Annotated in this window: 20 protein-coding genes; 5 read left to right on the top strand and 15 right to left on the bottom strand. The window is 58.6% G+C overall.

Going from position 1 to position 24,737, the window contains the following annotated elements; translation table 11 throughout:
• Positions 1 to 88: 88 nt before the first annotated feature.
• Positions 89 to 1,075 (bottom strand): glutathione S-transferase family protein, encoded by a 987-nt coding sequence (locus ACO06L_RS18485; RefSeq protein WP_202348063.1) that lies wholly within the window; start codon positions 1,073 to 1,075, stop codon positions 89 to 91.
• A 115-nt stretch (positions 1,076 to 1,190) separates the two neighbouring features.
• On the opposite strand from ACO06L_RS18485, the gene ACO06L_RS18480 reads away from it, so the two are divergent.
• A complete protein-coding gene (locus tag ACO06L_RS18480) occupies positions 1,191 to 2,102 on the top strand; it encodes a LysR substrate-binding domain-containing protein (RefSeq protein WP_064230223.1) in 912 nt (303 codons plus the stop codon).
• A 116-nt stretch (positions 2,103 to 2,218) separates the two neighbouring features.
• Entirely contained in the window at positions 2,219 to 3,748 is a 1,530-nt protein-coding gene (locus ACO06L_RS18475; protein WP_064230224.1) for a WS/DGAT/MGAT family O-acyltransferase, read from the top strand.
• A 33-nt stretch (positions 3,749 to 3,781) separates the two neighbouring features.
• On the opposite strand, the gene ACO06L_RS18470 is transcribed toward ACO06L_RS18475, so the two are convergent.
• Complete coding sequence (locus tag ACO06L_RS18470; protein WP_413772197.1) at positions 3,782 to 4,342, bottom strand: DUF2057 family protein; 561 nt, start codon at positions 4,340 to 4,342, stop codon at positions 3,782 to 3,784.
• Positions 4,343 to 4,747: 405 nt separating this feature from the next.
• Here ACO06L_RS18470 and ACO06L_RS18465 point away from each other — a divergent pair, with 405 nt between their 5' ends.
• On the top strand, positions 4,748 to 4,951 hold the full coding sequence (locus tag ACO06L_RS18465) for a DUF6316 family protein (RefSeq protein ID WP_064230225.1): 204 nt from the start codon (positions 4,748 to 4,750) through the stop codon (positions 4,949 to 4,951).
• A gap of 17 nt (positions 4,952 to 4,968) precedes the next feature.
• Here ACO06L_RS18465 and ACO06L_RS18460 read toward each other — a convergent pair whose 3' ends face one another.
• The 8 genes from ACO06L_RS18460 to glyA all read right to left on the bottom strand — a co-directional run bounded on the left by ACO06L_RS18460 (position 4,969) and on the right by glyA (position 11,594).
• A complete protein-coding gene (locus ACO06L_RS18460; RefSeq protein WP_202348064.1) occupies positions 4,969 to 5,496 on the bottom strand; it encodes a phosphatidylglycerophosphatase A in 528 nt (175 codons plus the stop codon).
• Entirely contained in the window at positions 5,493 to 6,449 is a 957-nt protein-coding gene (gene thiL, locus ACO06L_RS18455; RefSeq protein WP_202348065.1) for a thiamine-phosphate kinase, read from the bottom strand. Before thiL ends, ACO06L_RS18460 begins: the two co-directional genes overlap by 4 nt.
• Before the next feature lie 3 nt (positions 6,450 to 6,452).
• On the bottom strand, positions 6,453 to 6,929 hold the full coding sequence (nusB, locus tag ACO06L_RS18450) for a transcription antitermination factor NusB (protein ID WP_202348066.1): 477 nt from the start codon (positions 6,927 to 6,929) through the stop codon (positions 6,453 to 6,455).
• Complete coding sequence (ribE, locus tag ACO06L_RS18445) at positions 6,929 to 7,405, bottom strand: 6,7-dimethyl-8-ribityllumazine synthase (RefSeq protein WP_008170762.1); 477 nt, start codon at positions 7,403 to 7,405, stop codon at positions 6,929 to 6,931. The genes nusB and ribE overlap by 1 nt, the downstream gene beginning before the upstream one ends.
• A gap of 47 nt (positions 7,406 to 7,452) precedes the next feature.
• Positions 7,453 to 8,568: a bifunctional 3,4-dihydroxy-2-butanone-4-phosphate synthase/GTP cyclohydrolase II gene (ribBA, locus tag ACO06L_RS18440; protein WP_202348067.1), complete on the bottom strand. Its 1,116-nt coding sequence runs from the start codon at positions 8,566 to 8,568 to the stop codon at positions 7,453 to 7,455.
• A 64-nt stretch (positions 8,569 to 8,632) separates the two neighbouring features.
• Positions 8,633 to 9,748 (bottom strand): bifunctional diaminohydroxyphosphoribosylaminopyrimidine deaminase/5-amino-6-(5-phosphoribosylamino)uracil reductase RibD, encoded by a 1,116-nt coding sequence (gene ribD, locus ACO06L_RS18435; RefSeq protein WP_202348068.1) that lies wholly within the window; start codon positions 9,746 to 9,748, stop codon positions 8,633 to 8,635.
• On the bottom strand, positions 9,745 to 10,263 hold the full coding sequence (gene nrdR, locus ACO06L_RS18430; protein ID WP_202348069.1) for a transcriptional regulator NrdR: 519 nt from the start codon (positions 10,261 to 10,263) through the stop codon (positions 9,745 to 9,747). Before nrdR ends, ribD begins: the two co-directional genes overlap by 4 nt.
• A 77-nt stretch (positions 10,264 to 10,340) precedes the next feature.
• Positions 10,341 to 11,594 (bottom strand): serine hydroxymethyltransferase, encoded by a 1,254-nt coding sequence (glyA, locus tag ACO06L_RS18425; RefSeq protein ID WP_202348070.1) that lies wholly within the window; start codon positions 11,592 to 11,594, stop codon positions 10,341 to 10,343.
• A gap of 311 nt (positions 11,595 to 11,905) precedes the next feature.
• On the opposite strand from glyA, the gene ettA reads away from it, so the two are divergent.
• Both ettA and radA read left to right on the top strand, forming a co-directional pair.
• The gene (gene ettA / locus ACO06L_RS18420; RefSeq protein WP_202348071.1) at positions 11,906 to 13,567 is read left to right on the top strand and encodes an energy-dependent translational throttle protein EttA; all 1,662 of its coding nucleotides are present in this window, start codon (positions 11,906 to 11,908) and stop codon (positions 13,565 to 13,567) included.
• A gap of 117 nt (positions 13,568 to 13,684) precedes the next feature.
• Positions 13,685 to 15,061 (top strand): DNA repair protein RadA, encoded by a 1,377-nt coding sequence (gene radA / locus ACO06L_RS18415; protein ID WP_202348072.1) that lies wholly within the window; start codon positions 13,685 to 13,687, stop codon positions 15,059 to 15,061.
• Between the two features lie 6 nt (positions 15,062 to 15,067).
• On the opposite strand, the gene ACO06L_RS18410 is transcribed toward radA, so the two are convergent.
• From ACO06L_RS18410 to ACO06L_RS18390, 5 genes are all read right to left on the bottom strand, one after another.
• Positions 15,068 to 15,436 (bottom strand): PilZ domain-containing protein, encoded by a 369-nt coding sequence (locus tag ACO06L_RS18410; protein ID WP_202348073.1) that lies wholly within the window; start codon positions 15,434 to 15,436, stop codon positions 15,068 to 15,070.
• A gap of 369 nt (positions 15,437 to 15,805) precedes the next feature.
• Positions 15,806 to 16,870: a uroporphyrinogen decarboxylase gene (hemE, locus tag ACO06L_RS18405; RefSeq protein WP_104323170.1), complete on the bottom strand. Its 1,065-nt coding sequence runs from the start codon at positions 16,868 to 16,870 to the stop codon at positions 15,806 to 15,808.
• 128 nt (positions 16,871 to 16,998) lie between these two features.
• Entirely contained in the window at positions 16,999 to 18,417 is a 1,419-nt protein-coding gene (locus ACO06L_RS18400; RefSeq protein ID WP_064230260.1) for an FAD-dependent oxidoreductase, read from the bottom strand.
• 73 nt (positions 18,418 to 18,490) lie between these two features.
• Positions 18,491 to 22,939 (bottom strand): glutamate synthase large subunit, encoded by a 4,449-nt coding sequence (gene gltB / locus ACO06L_RS18395; RefSeq protein ID WP_202348074.1) that lies wholly within the window; start codon positions 22,937 to 22,939, stop codon positions 18,491 to 18,493.
• Positions 22,940 to 23,151: 212 nt separating this feature from the next.
• Positions 23,152 to 24,684, bottom strand: coding sequence for an AAA family ATPase (locus ACO06L_RS18390; protein ID WP_421846095.1), 1,533 nt, complete (start codon positions 24,682 to 24,684; stop codon positions 23,152 to 23,154).
• Positions 24,685 to 24,737: the final 53 nt, after the last annotated feature.

The raw sequence follows: 24,737 nt of genomic DNA, 5'->3' as shown, positions 1-24,737 counted from the left end.
TTAATCCGACCTACGTTTTCATGCAGCTGGTTGACCCCGGGTAGGTCGGATTAGGCGAAGCCGTAATCCGACACTGGTCACCAGCAACTCACCCCAAGACTTCCCTGCCATGGGGCGAATCAAAGTCCAGCTGCGGCCCGACTGGCACGATCTGCGTCGGGTTAATGGTTCTCTGGCTTACATAGTAATGACGCTTGATCTGATCGATATCTACGGTCTCCGCCACGCCAGGCACCTGGTAGAGATCCCGAACGTAGGCGGAAAGCGCCGGAAAATCACTGATCCGCTGGCGGTTACACTTGAAGTGGCTGTAGTACACCGCATCAAACCGGATCAATGTGGTGAACAACCTCCAGTCAGCCTCGGTTAGCTGACCACCCACCAGATAGCGCTGGCCAGACAACCGCTCCTCAAGCCAGTCGAGTGAGTTGAACAACGCGTTATACGCCTCCTCGTATTTGTCCTGCGCCGTGGCAAAACCCGCCTTGTAAACACCGTTATTGACCGTCTCATAGACCCGGGCATTTACTTCATTAATATCGTCTTGCAGATCATCGGGGTAGAAATCCAGGTCGGTGCGAACACCCTCAAGGCCATCAAACGCCGAATTGAACATCCGGATAATCTCGGCAGACTCGTTGCTCGCAATCGTCTCCTTCTGCTTGTCCCACAAGGTCGGCACCGTTACCCGGCCGGAGTACTCGGGGGCGGCCTTGGTATAGACCTGGTGCATGAAACGGAATCCGTGGAGATGATCCCGATGCTGCTCACTGTCGGGCCGGAACTCCCAGCCGTTTTCCACCATGTCCGGGTGCACCACTGACACCGAAATGTGCTTCTCCAGCCCCTTGAGCTTCCGGAAAATCAAAGTCCGGTGCGCCCAGGGGCAGGCCATGGATACATACAGGTGATAGCGCCCGGATTCCGCCTTGAAACCGCCTTCGCCATCCGGCCCCGGCGAGCCATCGGCGGTCACCCAGTTCCGAAACCGGGCCGCCTCCCGTTCAAATTTGCCACCGGTCTTGTCGGTGTCATACCACTTGTCGTGCCATTTGCCGTCAATCAGCAGGCCCATGATGCCCTCCCGTTAAAATTCCTGAACATGATGAAATCAATATGGGCAGAATACCGGGGACCCTGCTACGCTCTCAAACAAGCATTTCTGGCCAACAACCTCAGATTATTCGAACATGCATACAGCCATCACCATAGACGCCCTCAAAGTCCTTGATGCCATAGACCGCAAAGGCAGCTTTGCCGGTGCTGCCAACGAACTGTTCCGGGTTCCTTCTGCCATCAGTTACACCGTGCAGAAACTGGAAGAGGATCTGAACGTGGCCATTTACGACCGCACTGGCCACCGCGCGCGACTGACACCGGCCGGCCGGTATCTTTTGGAAGAGGGTCGTACCCTCCTGGAAGCAGCAGAGAACCTCGCGCACACCACCCGCCAGGTCGCCCAGGGCTGGGAAACCCGTTTAAGGATCGGCTTCAACTCTCTCCTGCCTGCGGAATGCCTGTTTCCGGCAATCCAGGAATTCTATGAGCTGGGCGTGCCGGTGGATGTGCAAATTGTGGAAGAGGTATTCGCCGGTACCTGGGATGCGCTGCAAAGCCGCCGGGTGGACCTGATTATAGGCGCCGATAATTTCAGCAAGCCGGCCGGAAACTACACGACCAAATCCCTGGGCGACATGCCGTTCGTTTTTGCCGTTGCCTCCGATCACCCCCTGGCGGATGCTGAAGCGCCGCTGTCCGAGGACGACATCTCCCGTTATCCGGCAGCCGTCGCTGCAGACACATCAAGGTCCCTGCCCCCGGGCCACGCCGGCATATTCCACCGTCAGCGAACCCTGACTGTGGCCAACATTGATCAGAAGATCGCCATACAGGTCGCCGGCCTTGGCGTGGGATGGTTACCCAGGGCAAGAATCAGCGAAGAGCTGAACGAAGGAAAACTGGTCATCAAGGACGTTCAGGAATCGCGCCAGCCAATTAAACTGCACTTGGCCCGGCATGCCGAAGACCAGGGCAAGGCCTTGATGTGGTTCTGGGACCGACTTAGCTCGGAGGGAGCCGTTTCCGACTGGCTAACAGGCTGAAAATAAAGCAAATGATATGACTTCAACTCGGAGTCAAACCAGGCAAATGAGTCAACCGTTTACCGGGACACTTCGTTTATACTGCAGCTGAAACCAACGCCGAAGGGAGCTCTCTGATGCGGCAACTGTCGGAACTGGATGCCTCGTTCCTGTATCTGGAGTCGGAAACCACACCGATGCACATCGGAGGCATCTATCTCTTCGATGCCTCCGAGCGGGAGCAACCGCTGGCCTTCAGCACCTTTGTCGCCTACCTTCGAAGCCGCCTGCATGTCGTGCCGGTTTTCCGGCAACGCCTGAAAGAAATCCCCCTGCGCCTGGGCCGCCCCTACTGGATTGATGATCCCGATTTCAGCATCGAGCGCCACCTCGCCTACGTTAACCTGGGCGAACACGGTCGCAAGGCAAGCCTGATGACGCTGGCCTCACGGATTCTGGAGGAACCGCTTAAAAGGGACCGACCCCTGTGGCACATCACCTTTGTTGACGGTTTCAAACTGGACGAGGAGAACACCGGCAGCGACGGCTTCGCTCTCATCGTCAAATTGCACCACGCTGCTATCGACGCCTTCAGCGGAGAGGAGATTATTGGCAAACTACTCGAGTACACACCCGAGCCCAGCCCAATTACGCCACCGCGACCCTGGCAGCCCAGACCAGAACCCTCGGAAGAGCGGGTCATGCTTCAGGCGGGCGCGAACATCATTCGCACGCCCCTACAGATCACGTCTTTGGCGTTCAACGCCGCCGAGGCTACTGCCCGCGGCCTGATCCAGAAGCAGCTGCGCAAGCTGCCGTTGCCGCTTCCGCTGTTCTCAGCCCCCCACAGCCCCTTCAACCGCCAGATTACGGCAAATCGGCAGATTGTCGCCGCCAGCGTGGATCTTTCGAGACTTAAGGCGATCAAAGCCTTCCTGGGGGATGTAACACTGAACGATGTGGTTTTGGGCCTTTGCGCCGAGGCCCTGAAGCGCTATCTGATCAGCGAGGGCGCCAATGCTGACAAGTCCCTGGTGGCAATGACACCGATTTCGGTGCGTTCCAGCAGCCTGCGCCGGGCAACCGGAAACCAGATGTCCGCCATGCTGCTGGATCTGGCCACCGATGAAACCAATCCTGCCCACCGCATTCGCCGGATACATTGGAACGCGGTTGCTTCGGAGCCCTACCGGGAGGCCATTGCTGCCGATCGGCTGACGGAACTCCTACCGTCCACCATGCTGGCGCTGTCCGCGAGACTTTACTCGGAGTTGCAAATTGCCCAGCGTTACCAGCCAGTGTTCAATCTGCCAATCACCAACGTTCCCGGACCACAGGTGTCACTTTATCTGCAGGGCGCACGCCTGGTTCAGCAATACAATACGGCGCCGCTGTTCGACAGCATGGGGCTGGTCATTGTTGCGGTAAGCTATGAGGGAAGACTGACACTTAACTTCACCACCTGTCCGGACGTGGTGGCTAACGGAGAGTCGCTGCAGGCTCACGTGGATGACAGCCTCAGTGCCATCGAAAACGCCATGCAGCGGCTCGGAGCGGACGCTGACAAGGAGCCCATAGCGGCTTCCCCAACACAGACCCTTGCGGATGACGCCATGACCGCACTGGAGGGACTTCTGAAGAAAGCCCTGAAACGTTTCAGGGCCTGAAACGGCCCCGGAAACGGTCAAGCAAGACTCAGGTTACTCAAACGCCCAACGAAGAAACGCCTTTTTCTCCTCGTCACTCGCTGTTTCCCAGATGGTTTTCAGCTGTTCAAGCGCGTTATCACCACTTACCAGAGAGCTCCCGGAGGTAGATTCCGGAATCGGCGTGCGGGCAGCGGTCATCCGCTCACTCGGATCCCAAACGGTTGAAGTTGCCACAGACGCTCCCGCCAACGAGACGATCTCTGCGGAGAACTCCGGCATTTCCTGCTCGGCTTCCTGACGAGACTCCGGCTGATCAAAGTCGAAACGATAGGTTTCACCGGCTTCTGCTTCGAAACGAACAACCTGAGGCTCGCTCTCGATCACGTGAACTTTCGATTCTCCGTTTCTGACCACACCGCTTTTCGCCCAGATGGTCTTGTAGACAAAAACAACCTCGTTTTCACCGGGAAGCAGGGCGTAGTCGAGTGCCAGATCGTCCATCAGGAAGTTAGTCATGGCCCGGCCATTCACCCGGGTAACCCGGATTTCACCTGGTGCCTCAAGCGTGGCGGCATTGGACGCTGCCGCTGGGTTGCCTTCCCAGGTTTCCACAACGCTGACACTGGAAGCACATCCCACCAGAGACATTACAACCATTGCACCCAGTGCGGCGCGAACGCGTGCGACGCCTCGGCGCCAGCCCTGTCCTGTTGATTGGAAAACACGGATCAGATGAGAAATGTTCATTTAGTCTCCTTGGCATGAGGATGGAAATGGCGTCAGGCTGGCGCCAGTTTCGTAGCATTCTGACGAGTGCATCTGACAAGGGCAAGACAACCGCGCGCTTCGCCGGCACCATTCCGGATTTTTAATCCATGATCCCGATTGAGACCCAACCCGTAAAATTGTAAAAAAATGTTGAATTCGCCCTGAATTGGGTTAATTTTAAACAGATCGGCAGATATTAACGCGGCGCCCGAAAAGCAAAAACGAAAAGCGGGCAGTACAGGAGACGCCATGGACACCCAACGCAGGACCGGAGAAGAAGGGCCGGTTCCCTTTCGCAGTAGTCGATTCTTCTGCGTAGGGAGCAAGTGGTACTTCACCACCCGGGAAGGGTTTGACAGTGGCCCGTTCGCTTCACGGGAGCGCGCGGAAACAGGCCTCAAGCGCTTTTTGCACGTGGTCCGTATGCTGCCGGAAGAACAACAGCTTCACTGACAGGCCTTTGTGCCCGTCTAGACCATGACGGGCACCAGCCACACGTCCACTGCCCACAGGCAGATCAGGGCCATGACGCCGGCAACAACATCGTCAACCATGATACCCAAACCGCCTGGCAGGTGCTGGTCCAGCCAACTGATGGGCCATGGTTTTGCAATGTCAAAAAGCCGGAACAGAGCGAAAGCCCCCAGAACTCCATAGATATTGTCGGGGAACAGGCCAAGGGCGATCCACATCCCGACGAATTCATCCCAGACAATGCCGCCATGATCATGAACCTTGAGGTCGTCGGCGGTCTTGCCACAGAGCCAGATGCCTACGATAAAAGCGACCAAGACCACCAGCCAGTAGCCCACGGGCGGTAACCAGGCAAAACTGTACCAGAGCGGGATGGCTGCCAGGCTTCCCCAGGTGCCAGGTGCCCTCGCCGTTGCGCCACTGCCAAAACCAAAAGCGAGCAAGTGTACCGGGTTCCGCAAAAAGCCCGGCGGCAGTATGACTGCAGGGGCCTCCGGCTCCGGAGTCGGGCCTTCCTGACTCATGATTCACTCCCGAAATGATCAAAACCCGCAGGTAGCGCCTCCGAACTGCAGTCGGCGCCATCCAGATACAGCCCTTGCTCGGCCTCGACCGAACCGATCACGGTAAGCCCGCTCGTGAGAGAGGCCGGTGCGCGGTCCCAGTTTTCCCGGGGGAAACACAGGCACAGCTCGTAATCGTCTCCTGAACGCAATGCGTAGTCCAAAGCCTTCTCGCCCTTGAGCCTGACAAGCTCAGGCGAAAGCGGCAACCTGGCACTCTCAATCCGGGCCCCCACCCCGGAAGCATCCAGAATATGCCCAAGATCAGCCAGCAAACCATCAGAGATATCAATTCCGGCGCTGGCATACTGGCGAATCCCTCGCCCAAGATCCAGCCTGGGCCGGGGCCGGTGATAATGCTCCAGCACGGCGAGCATGTCAGCGGAGGGGGCAGGTTCCGAGAGATAATCGAGGGCAGCTCCGGCGTCACCCAGGGTTCCCGACACCGCAATCAGGTCGCCGGGACGGGCGCCCGAGCGTCGAATCCCGGCCCCCTGCTCCACGGTGCCATGCACCTGCAGGCTCAAAGTAAGCGGTCCGGAGGTGGTGTCCCCACCCGCCAATTCAAGACCGAACGCCTCGCTGGCACTTCTCAGCCCTCTCGAGAAGTCTTCAAGCCACTGCTCATCCAGGGCCGGCAGGGTCAGCGCAAGGGTGAAACATTCCGGGTCGGCACCCATGGCGGCGAGATCACTGGCTGCTGCGGCGAGCGCACGCCAACCCAGGTAATCCGGGCGATAGTTTCGGGGGAAATGGACGCCTTCAACAAAAGCATCCACGGAAAAGACAAGATCCCGGCCGGCGGGTATCCGCTGAATCGCGCAGTCATCCCCCGGCCCGAGAATCAAGGCTCGGGATTTCTGCCGCCCGGCGAGCGGCAGAAAGTAACGCCGAATCAGCTCGAACTCGCCCATGGGCTAGCGGGAGCGGGTCTCAGCGAGCCGGAGTCGGCCGCTCAGCTTGTCGAGGATGCTGTTGACGAACTTATGGCCCTCGGTGCCGCCGAAGCGCTTGGCCATTTCAATGCCCTCGTTGATAACCACCTTATAGGGCACATCCAGCCGATGCTTCAGCTCATAGGCCCCAAGGCGCACGATAGCCAGCTCCACCGGATCCACCTCGTGAATGGGCCGATCAAGAAAAGGCTCGATCAATTTGTCCAGCTCGCCCTGCTCGCGATGGACACCACGGAGCAGATCGCGAAAATACAGCAGATCAACCTTGGTCATGTCATTGTCGACCATGAACTCGGCTTCAATGTCAGAAATCGCCGTCTTGCTGAAATGGCGCTGATAGAGCCCTTGCATGGCCAGGGCCCTGGCACGGCGTCGATCACCGGCTTTCGGTTTGCCGGACGGGGCCGGCTGCGGTGATGTACCTTCAGTGTCACTCATTACTCACCCAGCTTCTTGAAAAGGCTGACCATTTCAAGGGCGGTGATCGCCGCTTCCGCACCCTTGTTACCGGCCTTGGTGCCCGAACGCTCGATGGCCTGTTCGATGGAGTCCACCGTCAGGACACCGAAAGTCACCGGCACGTCAGTATCAAGACTGACAGCGCCAAGACCACTGGAGGCTTCGCCGGCAACGTACTCGAAATGGGGCGTTCCGCCACGGATGACAGCACCCAGGGCGATAATCGCATCGTACTCGCCGGTTTCTGCAACGCGCTTAACCGCCAGGGGCATTTCATAGGCCCCAGGCACGCGAACAATGGTGACGTCATCATCGGAAATACCGTGACGGCGCAGGGTGTCCAACGCGCCCTCAACCAGGCTTTCTACAACAAAGCCGTTAAAACGGCCCACCACCAGCGCATAGCGCCCACTGCACTCGGTAAAATCACCTTCAATTACTCTGATATCTGCCATCGATGGCTCCTTCACGTGTCGCGGCATCAGGGCCACGACCGGGTTTATCATTCGGGGGTATAGGGAACGTATTCAACAACTTCCAGGTCGAAACCGGAAATGGCCGAGAATTTGATCGGCGGGCTCAGCAGACGCATCTTGCCGACACCGATATCCCGGAGAATCTGGGAACCAGTGCCTACGGTGAAGTAAACGCCTGAGCTGCCCTTGCCAGAGGAGCCTTTACCCTCATCAAAGAATTCCTGGATACGGTCTTCCAGATTGTAGCTGTCCTCGGCACTGTTCAGCAGGACAACCACGCCCTTGCCTTCTTCCGCCACTTTTTCCAGTGCGTGATGCAGAGGCCAGCTACGTGAATCCTTGCGACGGGCCCCCAGAAGATCCCGAAGGGTATCGGTGATGTGGACCCGTACAAAGGCCGGTTCGTCGGGGGAAATATCTCCCATCAACATGGCCAGATGAGTGGCTCCCTGGATGTTGTCGCGATAGGTCCGAAGCTTGAACACGCCGTACTCGGTGTCCAGGTCGTTCTCTTCCACACACTCCACGGTGCGTTCGTTCATGGTGCGGTAATGAATCAGGTCGGCAATGGTGCCGATCTTGAGGTCGTGCTCTTCGGCAAACCGCTCCAGATCTTCCCGACGGGCCATCGAGCCATCGTCATTCATAATCTCGCAGATCACACCCGCCGGCTCGCAGCCGGCCAGCGCCGCAAGATCACAGGATGCTTCCGTGTGCCCGGCGCGGCTCAGCACACCGCCGGGATCAGACATCAACGGGAAAATATGGCCGGGCTGGACCAGATCACTGGCCTTGGCGTTGCGCGCCACTGCCGCCTGAACAGTACGGGCACGGTCCGCAGCCGAGATGCCAGTCGTCACGCCTACAGCGGCCTCAATGGAGAGGGTAAACTTGGTTCCGAAGCCGGATGCGTTCTGCTGCACCATCAGTGGAAGACCCAGCTGTTCGCAGCGGTCCCGGGTCATAGGCATGCAAATCAGGCCACGACCAAACCGGGCCATGAAGTTGATGGCTTCGGCTGTGCAATGCTCAGCAGCCATCACGAGATCGCCCTCATTCTCGCGATCCTCGTCATCCATCAGTATGACCATTTTGCCCTGACGGATATCTTCTATGATGTCTTCAATGCTGTTCAGTGCCATGTGGTTTTTTACCCTTGCGGCGCTCCGGCAAATGTTGGCTTCCGGAACATCCTGAGTTTATGAATTACCGGCGAGTGAGAATCAGGCGCTGATCCTCACCCACCTGACGTCGATCCAGCACGTTCCATTGTACTTTATCTGCCATGGTTTCCAGCGGCAGGTGGGCGGTCGGCCTCCCCGTACTGCCCAGGAAAACCGGCGCCTGGTAGAGCCAGAGTTCGTCGACCAGATTTTCGCTAATGAAGGTTCCAGCCAGAGTCGGTCCCGCCTCCACCAGCAGCTCGTTGATACCCAGCTCCCCCAGCGAGTCCAGCAGTTCGGCCAGATCAATGCCGTTGTCTTTCCAGGCGACGCCGGTAAGGCTGATGCCCAGTGCCGCCAGATCCTGGGCCGGCGCTGTGGCCAGAGTTGATGATGCACAGAACACCTGCACATTGCCGCCCTGGAGAATATTCGCCGTGGAGGGCGTGCGCGCATCCCGGTCGGCAATTACCCGCAGCGGCTGCCTGGACGGCTCGGTGGCATCGCCAATGTCTCCGAGCTCCTCGCGACGGACTGTCAGCGAAGGATCATCGGCGAGCACAGTGCCAACACCGGTCAGGATGGCGTCGCTGATCGCTCGGAGGCGCTGGACATCCCGCCGGGCCTCAGCACCGGTTATCCACTGGCTCTCGCCAGAAGCCATGGCAGTACGACCATCCAGGCTCGCTGCCATTTTCAGCCGCACCCAGGGCCGCCCGGTGTTCATGCGCTTCATGAAACCCGGATTCAGGCGAACAGCTTCTTCCGCCAGCAAGCCTTCGGTAACCTGAACGCCAGCCTCCCTCAGCATATCCAGCCCGCGTCCCGATACCGAGGGATTCGGATCCTTGGTGGCGGCATACACATGGGCGACACCGGCATCAATCAGCGCCCTGGCACAGGGCGGTGTACGACCAAAGTGGCTGCACGGCTCCAGGGTTACATAGGCTGTCGCTCCCCGGGCGTCCGGACCGGCCTGACTCAGGGCGCGGATCTCAGCGTGGGCTTCTCCGGCACGCTCATGCCAGCCCTCACCGAGTATCAGATCGCCGCGGGCAATGACACAGCCAACCCGGGGATTGGGATGGGTAGAGTACCGACCGCGCCAGGCAAGCTGGACAGCCCGCGCCATCATGGCCCTGTCGCGGTTCTCGATCATGCCTTTCCTTTTGGGGCGTGGTTATCCGCCAGCGCTTTGGCAACATCGACAGCCGCCTCGCCGTTGCTTGCCGACAACCTCTCAATCTCTTCCTTGAATTCGTTGATATCCTGGAAGCTGCGATACACGGAAGCGAAGCGGACATAGGCGACCTTGTCCAACTGACGCAATTCGGTCATCACCTCCTCGCCCAGTTGCATGGATTTCACTTCCCGCTCGCCGGTCGCCCGCAAACGGTATTTGATCCGGTTCAGGGCCGCATCAATCTGCTCGATGCTGACCGGTCGCTTCTCGAGGGCTTTCATTAACCCCGAACGCAGCTTTTCCTCATCAAACGGCTGCCGGGTGCCATCCTGCTTGACCACACGGGGCATCACCAGCTCCGCAGACTCGAAGGTCGTGAACCGCTCCCGACAGGACAGGCATTCCCTGCGGCGACGCACCTGATCTCCCTCGGCCACCAGCCGGGAGTCAATCACCTTGGTATCTGCTTCACCACAGAAGGGACAATGCATAGTCAGGAACTCCGAAGAGGAAGCCGGGCCGAAAGATCGGCCCGGCAGGTCATGCCTGTAGTCTAGCTATAAAACGATTAGCCGTAGACAGGGAAACGGGCGCAGAGCGCACTCACCTGTTCGCGAACCCGGCTGTTGACCGCCTCATCGTCCAGGTTATCGAGGATATCGCAGATCCAGCCAGCCAGGTCACGACACTCGGACTCGCCGAAACCGCGAGTGGTGATCGCCGGGGTACCGATACGCAGACCGGAAGTGACGAACGGGGAACGGGGATCATTGGGAACCGCGTTCTTGTTCACGGTGATGTGGGCACGGCCCAGTGCCGCATCCGCATCTTTACCGGTAATGTCCTGTTTGATCAGGCTGACCAGGAACAGGTGGTTCTTGGTGCCACCGGAGACAACGTCATAACCGCGATCAACGAACACCTGAGCCATGGCGGAGGCGTTCTTCACAACCTGCTGCTGATAAGTCTTGAACTCGTCGCTCATGGCTTCCCTGAAGCACACGGCCTTGGCGGCAATCACGTGCATCAACGGGCCGCCCTGGCCACCAGGGAAAACCGCAGAGTTCAGTTTCTTCTGCAGGTCGGCGTCGTCACAGGCCAGGATCAGGCCACCACGGGGACCGCGCAGGGTCTTGTGGGTGGTGGTTGCAATCACGTGGGCGTGGGGAACCGGATCCGGGTAAACGCCGGCGGCTACCAGACCAGCCACGTGGGCCATATCTACGAACAGGTAGGCACCCACCTTGTCCGCAATCTCGCGGAACCGGGCAAAATCAAGCTCCTGAGAGTACGCGGAGAACCCGGCGATAATCATCTTTGGCTTATGTTCCAGAGCGAGCGACTCGATTTCATCGTAGTCCAGAAGGCCGGTGTCGGTGTTAATACCGTACTGCACAGCGTTGTAGATCTTGCCCGAGAAGTTGACACTGGCGCCGTGAGTCAGGTGCCCACCATGGGCGAGACTCATGCCCAGAACAGTGTCACCGGGCTTGAGAAGAGCCATGAAGACAGCGGAGTTGGCCTGGGAGCCGGAATGCGGCTGAACGTTGGCATAGGCAGCACCAAACAGTTCCTTGGCGCGCTCAATCGCCAGATCTTCGGCAATATCCACAAACTCGCAGCCGCCATAATAGCGCTTGCCCGGATAGCCTTCCGCGTACTTGTTGGTCAGCACGCTGCCCTGGGCTTCCATCACCCGGGGGCTGGTATAGTTCTCGGACGCGATCAGCTCGATGTGAGCTTCCTGACGCTTCTCTTCCGCCTGCATGGCGTTCCAGAGTTCGTCGTCAAAGCCGGCGATTTTCATTTCACGATTAAACATGGATGCGCTGCCCCTGTGTGCTTGGCTGGCCCGGAGAGCTTTGGCGATCTCCGCAGGCTCCCTGAAAAATTGGGCCGCTATTCTATCTTACAAACGGGTGAAAAATCACCCTTTATACCGTCCGCAGATACCGGCATGCGGCCAACTCCGGTTTCTGCTCAATTGCTATCAAAGGTACGTTTCGTTACCTTAGCCGATTACTGTTCTCAGGTACCGGCACCCGAGGCGTCGGCCTTCGGGGAAGGCCTTGATCAGGCACCTGACGTGTATTCATTTCTCAAGCGATTGTTTGATAAAAGGATTCTGCCAACATGGCCCAATACGTTTACACCATGAACCGCGTGGGCAAGGTGGTCCCGCCCAAGCGCGAGATTCTGAAAGACATCTCCCTGAGCTTCTTCCCCGGCGCCAAGATCGGCGTTCTGGGCCTCAACGGTGCCGGTAAATCCACACTGCTCCGCATTATGGCGGGCGTAGACCAGGATTACATCGGTGAAGCCCGTCCGCAGCCTGGCATCAACGTGGGCTATCTGCCCCAGGAGCCGGAGCTGGACGAAGAAAAAACCGTCAAGGAGATCGTCGACGAGTCGGTTTCCGGCGTCCACGACGCCCTGGCCGAACTGGACCAGGTGTACGCAGCCTACGCCGAACCGGATGCCGACTTTGACGCCCTGGCCAAGAAGCAGGGCGAGCTGGAGGCCTATATCCAGGCCACCGATGGCCACGACATTGAACGCAAGATGGAAGTTGCCGCGGACGCCCTGCGTCTTCCACCCTGGGATCAGAAAGTAAGCGTTCTCTCCGGTGGTGAGCGCCGCCGGGTCGCACTGTGCCGTCTGCTGCTGTCCGGCCCGGATATGCTGCTGCTGGACGAGCCCACCAACCACCTGGATGCCGAATCCGTGGCCTGGCTCGAGCGCTTCCTGCATGACTACGAAGGCACCGTGGTCGCCATCACCCACGATCGCTACTTCCTCGACAACGTCGCTGGCTGGATCCTGGAACTGGACCGTGGCCACGGCATTCCGTTTGAAGGCAACTACAGCCAGTGGCTGGAAAACAAGGAGAAGCGCCTGGAGATGGAATCCAAGCAGGAAGCCTCTCATCAGAAAGCCATCAAGCAGGAACTGGAGTGGGTTCGCAGCAATGCCAAGGGCCGTCAGTCCAAGAGCAAGGCCCGTCTGGCCCGCTTTGAGGAGATGAGTTCCCAAGAATTCCAGAAGCGCAACGAAACCAACGAACTCTACATTCCGCCCGGACCTCGCCTGGGCAACAAGGTGATCGAGGTGGACGGCATCAGCAAGTCCTTCGGTGACCGCCTGCTTTATGAAGACGTGTCCTTCAGCGTACCGCCCGGTGCCATCGTGGGCATCATCGGCGGTAACGGCGCCGGTAAATCCACCCTGTTCAAGATGATTGCCGGTTTCGACAAGCCGGACTCCGGTGACATTACCGTTGGCGAAACTGTTGAACTGGCCTACGTCGACCAGATGCGGGACCTCGACGGCAGCAAAACTGTCTGGGAGGAACTCTCCGACGGCAACGACATCATCAAGGTGGGCAACTACGAGACGCCATCGCGGGCCTACGTTGGCCGCTTCAACTTCAAGGGCAGCGACCAGCAGAAGCGGGTTGGCGACCTGTCCGGCGGTGAGCGCAACCGCCTGCACCTGGCCAAGCTGCTTAAACAGGGCGGCAACGTGCTGCTGCTGGATGAGCCGACCAACGATCTGGACGTGGAAACGCTCCGGGCCCTGGAAGAAGCCCTGCTGAACTTCCCGGGCTCTGCATTAGTCATATCGCACGACCGCTGGTTCCTCGACCGCGTAGCCAGCCACATTCTGGCGTTCGAAGATGATGGCGAGGTGGTGTACTTCGAAGGCAACTTCACGGAGTACGATGAGGACTTCAAGAAGCGTAAGGGCGATTCAGCCATGCAGCCCAAGCGCATGAAGTACAAGAAGCTTGCGTAAGGCCCTTTGTCGGATTACGGCCTTGGGGGCCTAATCCGACCTACAAACGCCAGAACCAGACCGTAGGTCGGATTAGGCAAAGCCGTAATCCGACGAACAATCAGGCAACGACCCTTCATGGCAAAAACCAAAACCGCCTTTGTCTGCACCGAATGCGGTGCAGACTATTCCAAATGGCAGGGCCAATGCACGGCGTGCCAGGCCTGGAACACCATCAGCGAAGTCCGCGGCGTCAGCAGCAACAGCAAAGGCGCCCGCGGTGCCCGCTTTGAGGGATTCGCCGGAAGCCTATCCGAGGTTCAAAGCCTGGACGACGTCAGCCTCGCCGAGCAGCCCCGCATCAGCTCCGGCATGCAGGAGTTCGATCGGGTCCTGGGCGGCGGCCTGGTCGAAGGCTCTGCCGTACTGATGGGCGGCCATCCGGGCGCCGGCAAGAGCACACTGCTGCTACAGGCCGTCTGCCATCTTGCCGCCAGCGTCCCTGCCTTATATGTCACCGGTGAGGAATCCCTGCAACAGGTCGCCATGCGCGCCAAACGGCTGGGCCTGCCCACCAAAGACCTGAAGATGCTATCCGAAACCAGTGTCGAGCGAGTCATGCAGGTGGCTGAGGCGGAAAAGCCCCGGATTCTGGTGGTAGACAGTATTCAGGTGATGCACATGGCGGATATCGAGTCCGCCCCTGGCAGCGTCTCACAGGTGCGGGAAAGCGCAGCCTACCTGACCCGTTTCGCCAAGCAGACCGGCACCATCCTGTTCCTGGTCGGCCATGTCACCAAAGACGGCAGCCTCGCCGGCCCGAAAGTCCTGGAACACATGATTGACTGCTCGATCCTGCTGGAAGGCTCCAGCGACAGCCGTTATCGAACCCTTCGGGGGATCAAGAACCGGTTTGGTGCGGTGAATGAGCTGGGCGTGTTCGCCATGCTGGAACAGGGCCTGAAGGAAGTGAAGAACCCCAGCGCGATCTTCCTGAACCGCGGCGAAGAGGCGGCCCCGGGAAGCGTAGTGATGGTGGTCTGGGAAGGTACCCGCCCCATGCTGGTGGAAATCCAGGCTCTGGTGGATATGGCTCAGGGCGGCTACCCCAGACGGGTCGCGGTCGGCCTTGATCAGAACCGGCTGGCCATGCTCCTTGCCGTATTGCACCGCCACGGCGGCATGCATGTGTCCGACCAGGATGTGTTCGTAAACGTTGTGGGCGGTGTAAAGGTGAACGAAACCAGCGCCGACCTGGCCCTTCTGGCCGCCATCGTCTCCTCCTTCCGCGACCGCGCCCTGCCTCAGGACCTGGTGATCTTCGGCGAAGTCGGCCTCTCCGGCGAGATCCGCCCGGTACCCAGCGGCCAGGAACGAATCTACGAAGCAGCCAAGCACGGCTTTACGCGGGCGCTGGTGCCGAAATCGAACGCACCGCGCAAGGCGATCGAGGGCATGAAGGTGATTCCGGTAACCAAGCTCAGTGATGCGCTGACGGCCCTCGCGGACCTCTAGGCCTACCTAATCAATAAGATGCGCAAACTCCCTCTCCAGAAGAGCTTGATCACCGAGATTAAGTTCAACCAGACGTTTCAGATGAGTGGCGCTATCTAGGTCAATGTACTGGCACTTAAACCCCAACCGGTGCGGCTCTATATGACGAAGCTCCACCGCCATCACAATGCCTGCCTCATGATCATTCAGGTGAATAATCACCTCGCAGGGCTGCTTTAACGGCACGTCCCACCCTTCCGGCCGCTTTACCAGAACGCCTTTCAAGGAAATATCCAGCACTTCAGTCTTCCAGACAGAGTCCTGGCAATGTAGCTCGCAGGGCGCATCAAACTCGATCCGGTGGAACCGGCGCTTTTCGGGGGCTTTGGTGGGCAACGGGTTACTCCTGTTTACCAGTCTTGTGTCACCTGACTATAGACCGGACAGGAGAATGCATCCAGAGGAGTTTTTGAGTGGGGCTTCGGTTGTCGGATTACGGTGCGCGTTGCGCGCCTAATCCGACCTACGGGACTATAGACCGGACAGGAGATTGCATTCAGAGGATTTGTGAGTAAGCGAGGGTAATTGGAAGGATATATCTCCATCGCCTGATGGGGGTCGTTGTGGGAGCCTTTCCAAAAATGTCGGAGGCCAGGGATGGCCGAGGACAAGCGCACATGGATGTGCTCGTAGCGGTTTTTGGAAAGGCTCCCACAACGACCCAGCCCGCTAGATCAGCAGGCTAGGAGAGACATGACTCCTAAATCAGCGGTGATATTCCGGGCTTAATTCTACCACGGCCTCAATGAACGCCTTGGCATGCTCCGGATCCACATCCGGCGTAATCCCGTGACCAAGGTTGAAGATATGGCCGGGGCCGGAACCGAAGCGCCTCAGGATATCGGCCACTTCCTGGCGAATCCGCTCAGGCGGTGCATACAGCATGGCCGGGTCCATGTTGCCCTGAAGGGCCACCCGGTCGCCAATGCGGGCGCGGGCGTTGCCGATATCCGTGGTCCAGTCCAGGCCAACGGCATCCGCACCGGAATCGGCAATGGATTCCAGCCACTGGCCGCCGTTTTTGGTGAACAGAATCACCGGCACCCGGCGACCGTCGCTCTCGCGAATCAGGCCATCGACGATTTTCTTCATGTAGCGAAGCGAGAACTCCTCATAGGCCCAGCTGCTCAACACGCCGCCCCAGGTATCAAAAATCTGCACGGCCTGGGCACCGGCCTTGATCTGGCCGTTGAGGTAGTCAATGACCGCGTCCGCCAGATGATCCAGCAAGCGGTGCATAACCTCTGGCTGGCCATACATGAGCTTCTTGGCCTCTCGGAAATCCTTGGAAGAGCCCCCTTCAATCATATAGGTGGCGAGGGTCCACGGGCTTCCGGAGAAGCCGATCAGGGGAACACTGCCATTCAGCGCACCGCGGATGGTGGAGACCGCGTTCATGACGTAATCCAGGTCCACCTCAGCGTTGATCTTCGGCAGAGCGGCAACATCGGCTTCGGAGCGGATCGTGTTCCGGAATTTCGGGCCCTCGCCGGTTTCGAAGTACAGGCCGAGACCCAGAGCGTCCGGAATCGTCAGGATATCTGAAAACAGGATTGCGGCGTCCAGTGGGAAACGCTCCAGAGGCTGCAGCGTTACCTCGCAGGCCAACGGCGTGTTCTTGCACAGGCTGAGAAAGTCGCCGGCTTTTGCCCTGGTCGCACGGTACTCCGGCAGGTATCGCCCTGCCTGTCGCATCATCCAAACCGGTGTGCGGTCCACGGGCTGGCGCATCAGGGCGCGCAGGAAACGATCATTTTTCAGCTCTGTCATAGGAAATCCAGCGTGTTCTGTACAAAAGGGCAAATTTGGATGGGGAGCCATAATACCCGGTTTGCGGGAATAAAAAAGGGCGGCTTTCCCTTAGGAAACCGCCCTTCTGATCAGGATCAATCCCGCGATCAGATATCGAGGTAATCCATGATACCTTCGGCAGCCTGACGGCCTTCCCAGATAGCGGTTACGACCAGATCCGAACCGCGGACCATGTCACCGCCTGCGAAGATTTTCTCGTTGCTGGTCTGGAACATGAACTCGGACTCTTCCGGCGCGGTTACCCGGCCCGAATCGTCTGTATTCACCTTCAGTTCATCAAACCAGTCGGCCGGGCTCGGACGGAAGCCAAAGGCCACCAGAACCGCGTCGGCAGGAATGACTTCCTCACTGCCCGGAACCACTTCCGGACGGCGACGGCCATTTTCATCAGGATCACCCAGTCGGGTCTGAACCACTTTCACACCTTCAACCCTGTCTTCGCCGATGATGGCAATGGGCTGACGGTTGAAGAGGAACTTGACGCCCTCTTCCTTGGCGTTGGCCACTTCACGACGGGACCCAGGCATATTGGCCTCATCCCGGCGGTAGGCACAGGTGACGCTCTCGGCCTGCTGACGGATCGACGTGCGGTTACAGTCCATGGCCGTGTCACCACCACCCAGGACAACAACCCGCTTGCCTTTCATGTCAATGAAGTCCGCTTCGTCTTTCTCGAAGCCAAGGCGGCGGTTGACGTTGGAAACCAGGAACGGCAGCGCGTCGTAAACGCCCGGCAGGTTCTCGCCCGGGAAACCGCCCTTCATGTAGGTGTAGGTGCCCATGCCCATGAAAACGGCATCGTACTCGTCAATGATCTCCTTCAGCTGAACGTCCTTGCCCACCTCGGTAGACAGGCGGAATTCCACGCCCATCTCCTCGAACACCTTGCGGCGGCGGGTCATAACGGATTTTTCCAGCTTGAACTCGGGAATGCCGAACGTCAGCAGACCGCCGATTTCCGGATAGATATCGAATACCACCGGCTTGACGCCATTGCGAACCAGAACGTCCGCGCACCCCAGACCCGCAGGGCCGGCGCCGATAACCGCAACCTTCTTGTCTGTCCACTTCACCGCGGACATATCCGGCTTCCAACCAAGGGCAAAAGCGGTGTCGGTAATGTACTTTTCGACAGACCCGATGGTGACCGCACCATAGCCGTCGTTCAGCGTACAGGCACCCTCGCACAGGCGATCCTGCGGACATACGCGACCACAAACCTCAGGTAGGGAGTTGGTCTGATGACACAACTCGACGGCCCGCATGATATTGCCTTCGGAAACCAGCTTGAGCCAGTTCGGGATGTAGTTGTGAACCGGGCACTTCCACTCGCAATAGGGATTACCACATTCAAGACAGCGGTGGGACTGGGATGCCGCGCTATCTGCCGTGAAAGGGTGGTAGATTTCACCAAACTCTTTTTTCCGCTTCTTGGCCGGGACCTTCTTCGGGTCAACCCGTCCTACTTCAACAAACTGGAAGTCGTTACTCAGTCGTTCTTTCATCAGGATGCTCTCATCAACTCAATTTCGACAAGGGCCGCAGCCAGGCTGCACACCCCAAAACCCTCTCAGCTTCTTATTCCGGACGCGCCCGGGTGCTGGCCAGTAGGCTGCGCAGGTTCGCCGCCTTGGGTTTCACCAGCCAGAAACGGCCAATGTAGTCGTCGAAATTCTCAAGAATGTGCTCAGCCCACTCGCTGCCGGTTTCCGAGATATGCTCACGGATCACACCCCGCAGGTGATTACGGTAGGACTCCATATCTTCACTGGAAATCCGCTGAATCTCGACCAGCTCGTGGTTGTACTTGTCCACGAAGGTGTTGTTGAGATCCATCACATAGGCAAAGCCACCGGTCATACCAGCACCGAAATTGTGCCCGGTAGAGCCAAGAACGGTCACCAGACCGCCGGTCATATACTCGCAACAGTGATCACCAGCGCCTTCCACAACCGCATGGGCGCCAGAGTTACGAACGGCAAAGCGCTCACCAGCGGTTCCTGCCGCAAAGAGCTTGCCTCCAGTTGCCCCGTACAGGCAGGTGTTGCCGACAATAGAGGTTTCCTGGCTCTTGAAGACACTGCCCCGGGGAGGCTTGACCACCAGCTTGCCACCGGTCATGCCCTTACCGACGTAGTCGTTGGCATCGCCCTCGAGGATCAGGTTGAGGCCACCCACGTTCCAGACACCGAAGCTCTGGCCGGCGGTGCCGGTAAGGTCCAGGGTAATGGGCGCATCGACCATGCCCTGGTTCCCATGCAGCTGGGCGATTTCGCCAGACAGACGCGCGCCAATGGAGCGGTCGCAATTGGTTACCCGGTAGGACCAGGCGCCACCACTCTTTTCCTTGATGGCTGCAGCGGTATCCTGAACCATCTGTTCCGCCAGCTTGCCCTCGTCGAACGGATGGTTCCGCTCCACCTGACAGGTCTGAGGCTTGTCCGCCGGAATATGGTCATTGGACAACAGGCGACTGAGATCCAGCTTCTTCTGGCGCTCGGTATCGCCCGGCAGACGTTCCAGCAGATCAACGCGACCGACCAGTTCCTCCAGGCTGCGCACGCCCAGCTTCGCCATCCACTCGCGGGTTTCCTCAGCCACGAAACGGAAGAAATTCATGGCCATTTCCACCGTGCCCTTGAAGTGCTCTTCACGGAGGTGATCGTTCTGGGTAGCCACACCGGTCGCGCAGTTGTTCAGGTGGCAGATTCGGAGGTATTTGCAGCCCAGCGCCACCATCGGCGTGGTACCGAAACCAAAGCTTTCGGCACCCAGGATCGCACCTTTCACGACATCCAGACCGGTCTTGATGCCGCCATCGGTCTGCAGACGGATCTTGCCACGCAGATCGTTGGCCCGCAGAGCCTGCTGGGTTTCCGTCAGCCCCAGCTCCCAGGGGGAGCCAGCGTAGCGGATGGACGTCAGCGGGCTTGCTGCGGTGCCGCCATCGTAACCTGAAACGGTGATCAGGTCGGCGTAGGCCTTGGCCACACCCGCCGCAATCGTACCGACACCTGGTTCGGAGACCAGCTTCACTGACACCAGGGCCTGGGGATTGACCTGTTTGAGGTCAAAAATCAGCTGAGCCAGATCCTCAATAGAATAGATATCGTGGTGCGGTGGCGGTGAAATCAGTGTTACACCGGGCACCGAATAGCGCAGGCGGGCGATCAGATCGTTGACCTTGCCCCCCGGCAACTGGCCACCCTCGCCGGGCTTGGCGCCCTGGGCCACCTTGATCTGCATGACATCAGCACTACGCAGGTATTCGGCAGTGACGCCGAAACGCCCGGAAGCCACCTGCTTGATTTTGGAGCGCTTTTCGGTGCCATAGCGGGCCGGATCTTCACCGCCCTCGCCGGAGTTCGAGCGACCACCCAGAGTGTTCATAGCGACTGCCAGGGCCTCGTGAGCCTCTGGAGACAGCGCACCCAGGGACATGGCCGCAGAATCAAAGCGCGGGAAAATGTTCTCTGCCGGCTCAACCTCGGAAAGGTCAATCGGCTTGAGGTCTTTCCGGAAGCCCAGGAGATCCCGCAGGGTTGCTACCGGACGTTCATTGACCAGACCGGCATATTCTTTGTAGTGACCATAGTCGCCACTGGTTACCGCTTCCTGCAGTTTGCCGACGACATCCGGATTAAAGGCATGATATTCCTGACCGTGGACATACTTCAGCAGACCACCCTGGACAATCGGCTTGCGCGGCTTCCAGGCTGCAGAGGCCAGTTGCTCCTGGTCCTGCTGGAAATCGTAGAAGCCAGCACCCTGGATCCTGCTCGGCACACCCTTGAAGCACAGGTCAACGACATCGTCAGCCAGACCGATCGCCTCGAAAAGCTGGGCGCCCCGGTAGGAGGTGATGGTCGAGATACCCATCTTGGAGAGGATCTTCAGCAGCCCTTTGTTGATGCCCTTCCGATAGTTGTTCTTGGCGTCAATCGGATCCATCAGCAGTTCGCCGGTGCGAATCAGATCATTCAGCACCTGGTAGGCAAGATACGGATACACCGCCGTCGCACCAAAACCGAAAAGCACAGCGAAATGGTGGGGATCCCGGGCCCAACCGGTTTCAACAATGATATTGGAATCGCAGCGCAGCCCCTTCTGGACCAGGTGATGGTGAACCGCACCGGTAGCCATCAGGGCGTTGACCGGCAGTTCACCTTCTTTCAGATCTTTATCGGTGAGGATCAGCAGTACCTTGCCATCACGGACGGCCTGCTCCGCTTCGTCACATACCTGACGAATCGCCTGCTCCAGCCCCTGCTCTGGACGGTAGCTCATGGAGATACGAGCCACCTCGAATCCGGGACGTTCGTTGTTGGCGATCTTCAGGAACTTGGCCGGAGACAGTACGGGCGTAGTCAGAATTATGCGATCTGCGTGATCGGCAGTTTCCTCGAACACGTTGCGCTCAGCCCCCAGACAGGTCTCCAGGGACATGACAATCGACTCACGCAAAGGATCGATGGCCGGATTGGTCACCTGGGCGAACTTCTGGCGGAAGTAGTCAGCAACGTGGCGGACCTTGCTTGAAAGCACGGCCATCGGGGTATCGTCACCCATGGAGCCAACGGCTTCCTGGCCGTTTTCCGCCAGCGGGCGCAACACCTGGTCACGCTCCTCGAAGGAGACCATGAACATCTTCTGATGCACCAGAAGTTCGTCGGAGTCCATCAGCCTGAAATCCGGGGTATCCTGGTTCAGCGTGGTTTCCACGCGCAGCGCGTTCTCACGCAACCAGCGCTTGTACGGCTGGGCGGTCTTCAGCCGCTGATCGATGTCCTTGGTGTGCAGGACTTCACCGGATTCAGTGTCGATTGCCAGCATCTGACCTGGCCCGACACGGCCCTTGGCAACCACGTCGTCAGGCTGGTACCCGTAGGTACCAATCTCTGATGCCAGAGTAATAAAGTCATCCTTGGTGATGACCCAGCGAGCCGGGCGCAGGCCGTTCCGATCCAGCATGCACACAGCATAGCGGCCGTCCGACATGACCAGCCCAGCGGGGCCATCCCAGGGCTCCATATGCATGGAGTTGTACTCGTAAAACGCTCGCAGCTCCGAGTCCATACTGTCGACATTCTGCCAGGCCGGCGGAATCATCATGCGAACGGCACGGAAAAGATCTACACCTCCGGCAAGCAGCACTTCCAGCATGTTGTCCATACTCGAGGAGTCGGAACCGGTGAGATTCACCAGCGGCTGCAGGGTCTGCAAATCCGGTAGTTCCGGAGAGCTGAACTTGGCGGCTCGGGCGATGGCCCAGTTGCGGTTGCCGTCAATGGTGTTGATCTCACCGTTATGGGCCAGATACCGGAACGGCTGGGCCAGCGGCCACCGGGGCATGGTGTTGGTCGAGAACCGCTGATGGAATACACAGATAGCGGTCTCAAGATCCGGGTCACCCAGATCCTTGTAGAAATTGGCCAGATCCGCCGGCATCATCAGGCCCTTATAGGCCAGAGTGCGGTGCGACAGGCTACAAATATAGAATTCCGGATCGTCGGCCATATCGCTTTCGGCGTGCCGGCGACCGACGAACAGACTGATCGCAAAGTCACGCTCTTCCTTGCCATCAGGCACCACAAACACCTGCTCAATTCGGGGCAGGCAATCCAGCGCCATAGGGCCCAGGCAACTGTCATCCACCGGTACTTCACGCCAGCCGAGGATTTCCAGACCCTGTTCGGTTAGCCTTTTTTCAATAGCCGCGCGACCGGCGGCAGCCTTGTTCTCGTCGGGGTTAAGAAACACCTGGCCCACGGCAAAGAGGTCGCCTGGCTCCTTGCCAAAGGCTGCCTTGGCGGCCTTTTTCAGGAAGCCATCCGGGCTCTGGATTAGCAGGCCACAACCATCGCCGGTCTTGCCGTCTGCAGCGATACCACCTCGGTGGGTCATGCAGGTCAGAGACTCGATGGCAGTTTGCAACAACTTATGGCTGGCCTCGCCCTTCATGTGGGCAATCAGACCGAATCCACAGTTGTCCCTGAATTCATCGGGATGATACAAACCTGTCATCATAAGCGTTCTCTCACGTAGAAATGCTTTTCAATCAAAGAGTTAATTGGCGCGCAGCCATACAACCACCCTTTGACACTGAAAATGGGGGCTGGCTATTTTACACACGTAGAAATACGTACTCAAATCGGCGTGGAGTTATTGTGGGAAGCCGAAACCGGAATTACCAATCGACAAGGTTATGGAACAACAAGTTAGCGCCGGAAATGACGGCGTTATAAATTGTCGACCGGACGCACCCAGGGCGACCGGGAAGCCAGCTCTTCCGGCAAACCGGATGCTGCGGCATTCGCTGCCTCTCGGCTAGGGAACTCGCCATAGAATACCATAAACCAGGGCTGGCCCTGCCTTTCCCCTCGGGTATACACCAGATCGTCGAGCTCTGAATAGCTGGATATGACATTTAGTGCAGTCTGCTCCAGATTGCCGGCGACCAGCTGTATAGTCCAGCCTCCTCGCGCCCGAACCTGGTCGATGGCTGCAAAATGCTCCGGATCGGCCGGAGTGAACTCGGGCGCGGCTTCCGGCTCTGGCTCCGGCTCCGGCTCTGGCTCTGGCTCTGGCTCTGGCTCTGGCTCTGGCTCTGGCTCTGGCTCTGGCTCTGGCTCTGGCTCTGGCTCTGGCTCTGGCTCTGGCTCTGGCTCTGGCTCTGGCTCTGGCTCTGGCTCTGGCTCTGGCTCTGGCTCTGGCTCTGGCTCTGGCTCTGGCTGGACAGGGTCCGGCTCGGTTGCCGGCTCTGTCAACAGAGTTTCGGTCGCAATCGGTGGATCATTGGGAGCGGGCTCGGTATCCCCGGTTTCCGGACCAATGGTAATGCTCTTTCTCACCGGCTCTGGCGCTTTCACAACCTCTTCGGCAACCGACTCATCATATTGGCGCGATACGAACCACCAGGAGCCCGCAAGCAGAACCAGGGCCAACGACGGCCACAGAAGCCTTTTCCAGGGCACTTCACGCGATCGACCCGCACTCGGTGCCGACACCATGTCCAGCCAAACGCCTGGCGTTACACGCTTCAGCCTCGAAAAACTCCCCTGGCTCAATGCGTGAATTTTCGAAACCCGGGCCGGACTGAGAAGCTCGCCCACCTTACCGCCGGCTGCATGAACCCTTGGCTCAAGATAGGCAAGAATTTCGTCTTTCGTCAGGGGCCGAAGGTGTATCTGATGAACACTTGTGCTGGAATCATCCAGGCCAAGCATCTGGACCAGGTTGTCGGTGCCGGAAAATACAGGAACCGCGGAAGAACTGCGCTCTGAAGCCAAATACGCGGATAGAATCAGCCGGAGCAACTCCGTCGGTGCACGGTCTGCATCGTCAATCAAAAGGACCATACGCTGCCCCTTTCGAACCCGGGACTCCGACCATCTGAAGAAGTGATAAACCAGATCTCGTGGGGTGTCCTCCGGGCCGAGGTTAGAACGAGCCACCGCTTTCAGGTCCCGGGCAAGCGCCTGGGCGCTGGTCAACGCTGCAGCAGGGATGCGGTGAAAATCAAGCCTGGACGACTCGCTGCGAACCAGCTCCGCGAGTATCCGGGTTTTGCCCGCACCGGCAGCACCGGTGAGTAGCAGAGCCATATCGCCAAAACCGCAAAGATGGCGTAACGCCTCCAGAGCATGATGACGCATCGCATCCGGAAAAAACGGAGTCTCCATCTCCAGGGGATTGGCACGGAGGCTGTAACGTTGCTGAAGCCTGGGGAAAAGGCCGCCGCCATCAAGACTGTTCAAGCTTTCTTCAGTCACGGGTCTTCCTTGTTCGCTGGTCCGTTACCAAATCAATGAAGCCTTCAGGCCGG

Origin of the sequence: Marinobacter sp. (assembly GCF_965229985.1) — a bacterium.
Lineage (GTDB): Bacteria > Pseudomonadota > Gammaproteobacteria > Pseudomonadales > Oleiphilaceae > Marinobacter.
This window is presented reverse-complemented; position numbering and strand designations above follow the sequence as displayed.

Coding starts and splice junctions, on each gene's coding strand:
- ACO06L_RS18460 (WP_202348064.1), bottom strand. CDS start 5,496: ATGAGTCAGGAAGGCCCGACTCCGGAGCCGGAGGCCCCTGCAGTCATA.
- ACO06L_RS18465 (WP_064230225.1), top strand. CDS start 4,748: ATGGACACCCAACGCAGGACCGGAGAAGAAGGGCCGGTTCCCTTTCGC.
- nrdR (WP_202348069.1), bottom strand. CDS start 10,263: ATGCATTGTCCCTTCTGTGGTGAAGCAGATACCAAGGTGATTGACTCC.
- ACO06L_RS18400 (WP_064230260.1), bottom strand. CDS start 18,417: ATGAAAGAACGACTGAGTAACGACTTCCAGTTTGTTGAAGTAGGACGG.
- ribBA (WP_202348067.1), bottom strand. CDS start 8,568: ATGGCACTGAACAGCATTGAAGACATCATAGAAGATATCCGTCAGGGC.
- ribD (WP_202348068.1), bottom strand. CDS start 9,748: ATGATCGAGAACCGCGACAGGGCCATGATGGCGCGGGCTGTCCAGCTT.
- ACO06L_RS18480 (WP_064230223.1), top strand. CDS start 1,191: ATGCATACAGCCATCACCATAGACGCCCTCAAAGTCCTTGATGCCATA.
- ettA (WP_202348071.1), top strand. CDS start 11,906: ATGGCCCAATACGTTTACACCATGAACCGCGTGGGCAAGGTGGTCCCG.
- radA (WP_202348072.1), top strand. CDS start 13,685: ATGGCAAAAACCAAAACCGCCTTTGTCTGCACCGAATGCGGTGCAGAC.
- ribE (WP_008170762.1), bottom strand. CDS start 7,405: ATGGCAGATATCAGAGTAATTGAAGGTGATTTTACCGAGTGCAGTGGG.
- gltB (WP_202348074.1), bottom strand. CDS start 22,939: ATGATGACAGGTTTGTATCATCCCGATGAATTCAGGGACAACTGTGGA.
- ACO06L_RS18475 (WP_064230224.1), top strand. CDS start 2,219: ATGCGGCAACTGTCGGAACTGGATGCCTCGTTCCTGTATCTGGAGTCG.
- hemE (WP_104323170.1), bottom strand. CDS start 16,870: ATGACAGAGCTGAAAAATGATCGTTTCCTGCGCGCCCTGATGCGCCAG.
- ACO06L_RS18485 (WP_202348063.1), bottom strand. CDS start 1,075: ATGGGCCTGCTGATTGACGGCAAATGGCACGACAAGTGGTATGACACC.
- glyA (WP_202348070.1), bottom strand. CDS start 11,594: ATGTTTAATCGTGAAATGAAAATCGCCGGCTTTGACGACGAACTCTGG.
- nusB (WP_202348066.1), bottom strand. CDS start 6,929: ATGAGTGACACTGAAGGTACATCACCGCAGCCGGCCCCGTCCGGCAAA.
- thiL (WP_202348065.1), bottom strand. CDS start 6,449: ATGGGCGAGTTCGAGCTGATTCGGCGTTACTTTCTGCCGCTCGCCGGG.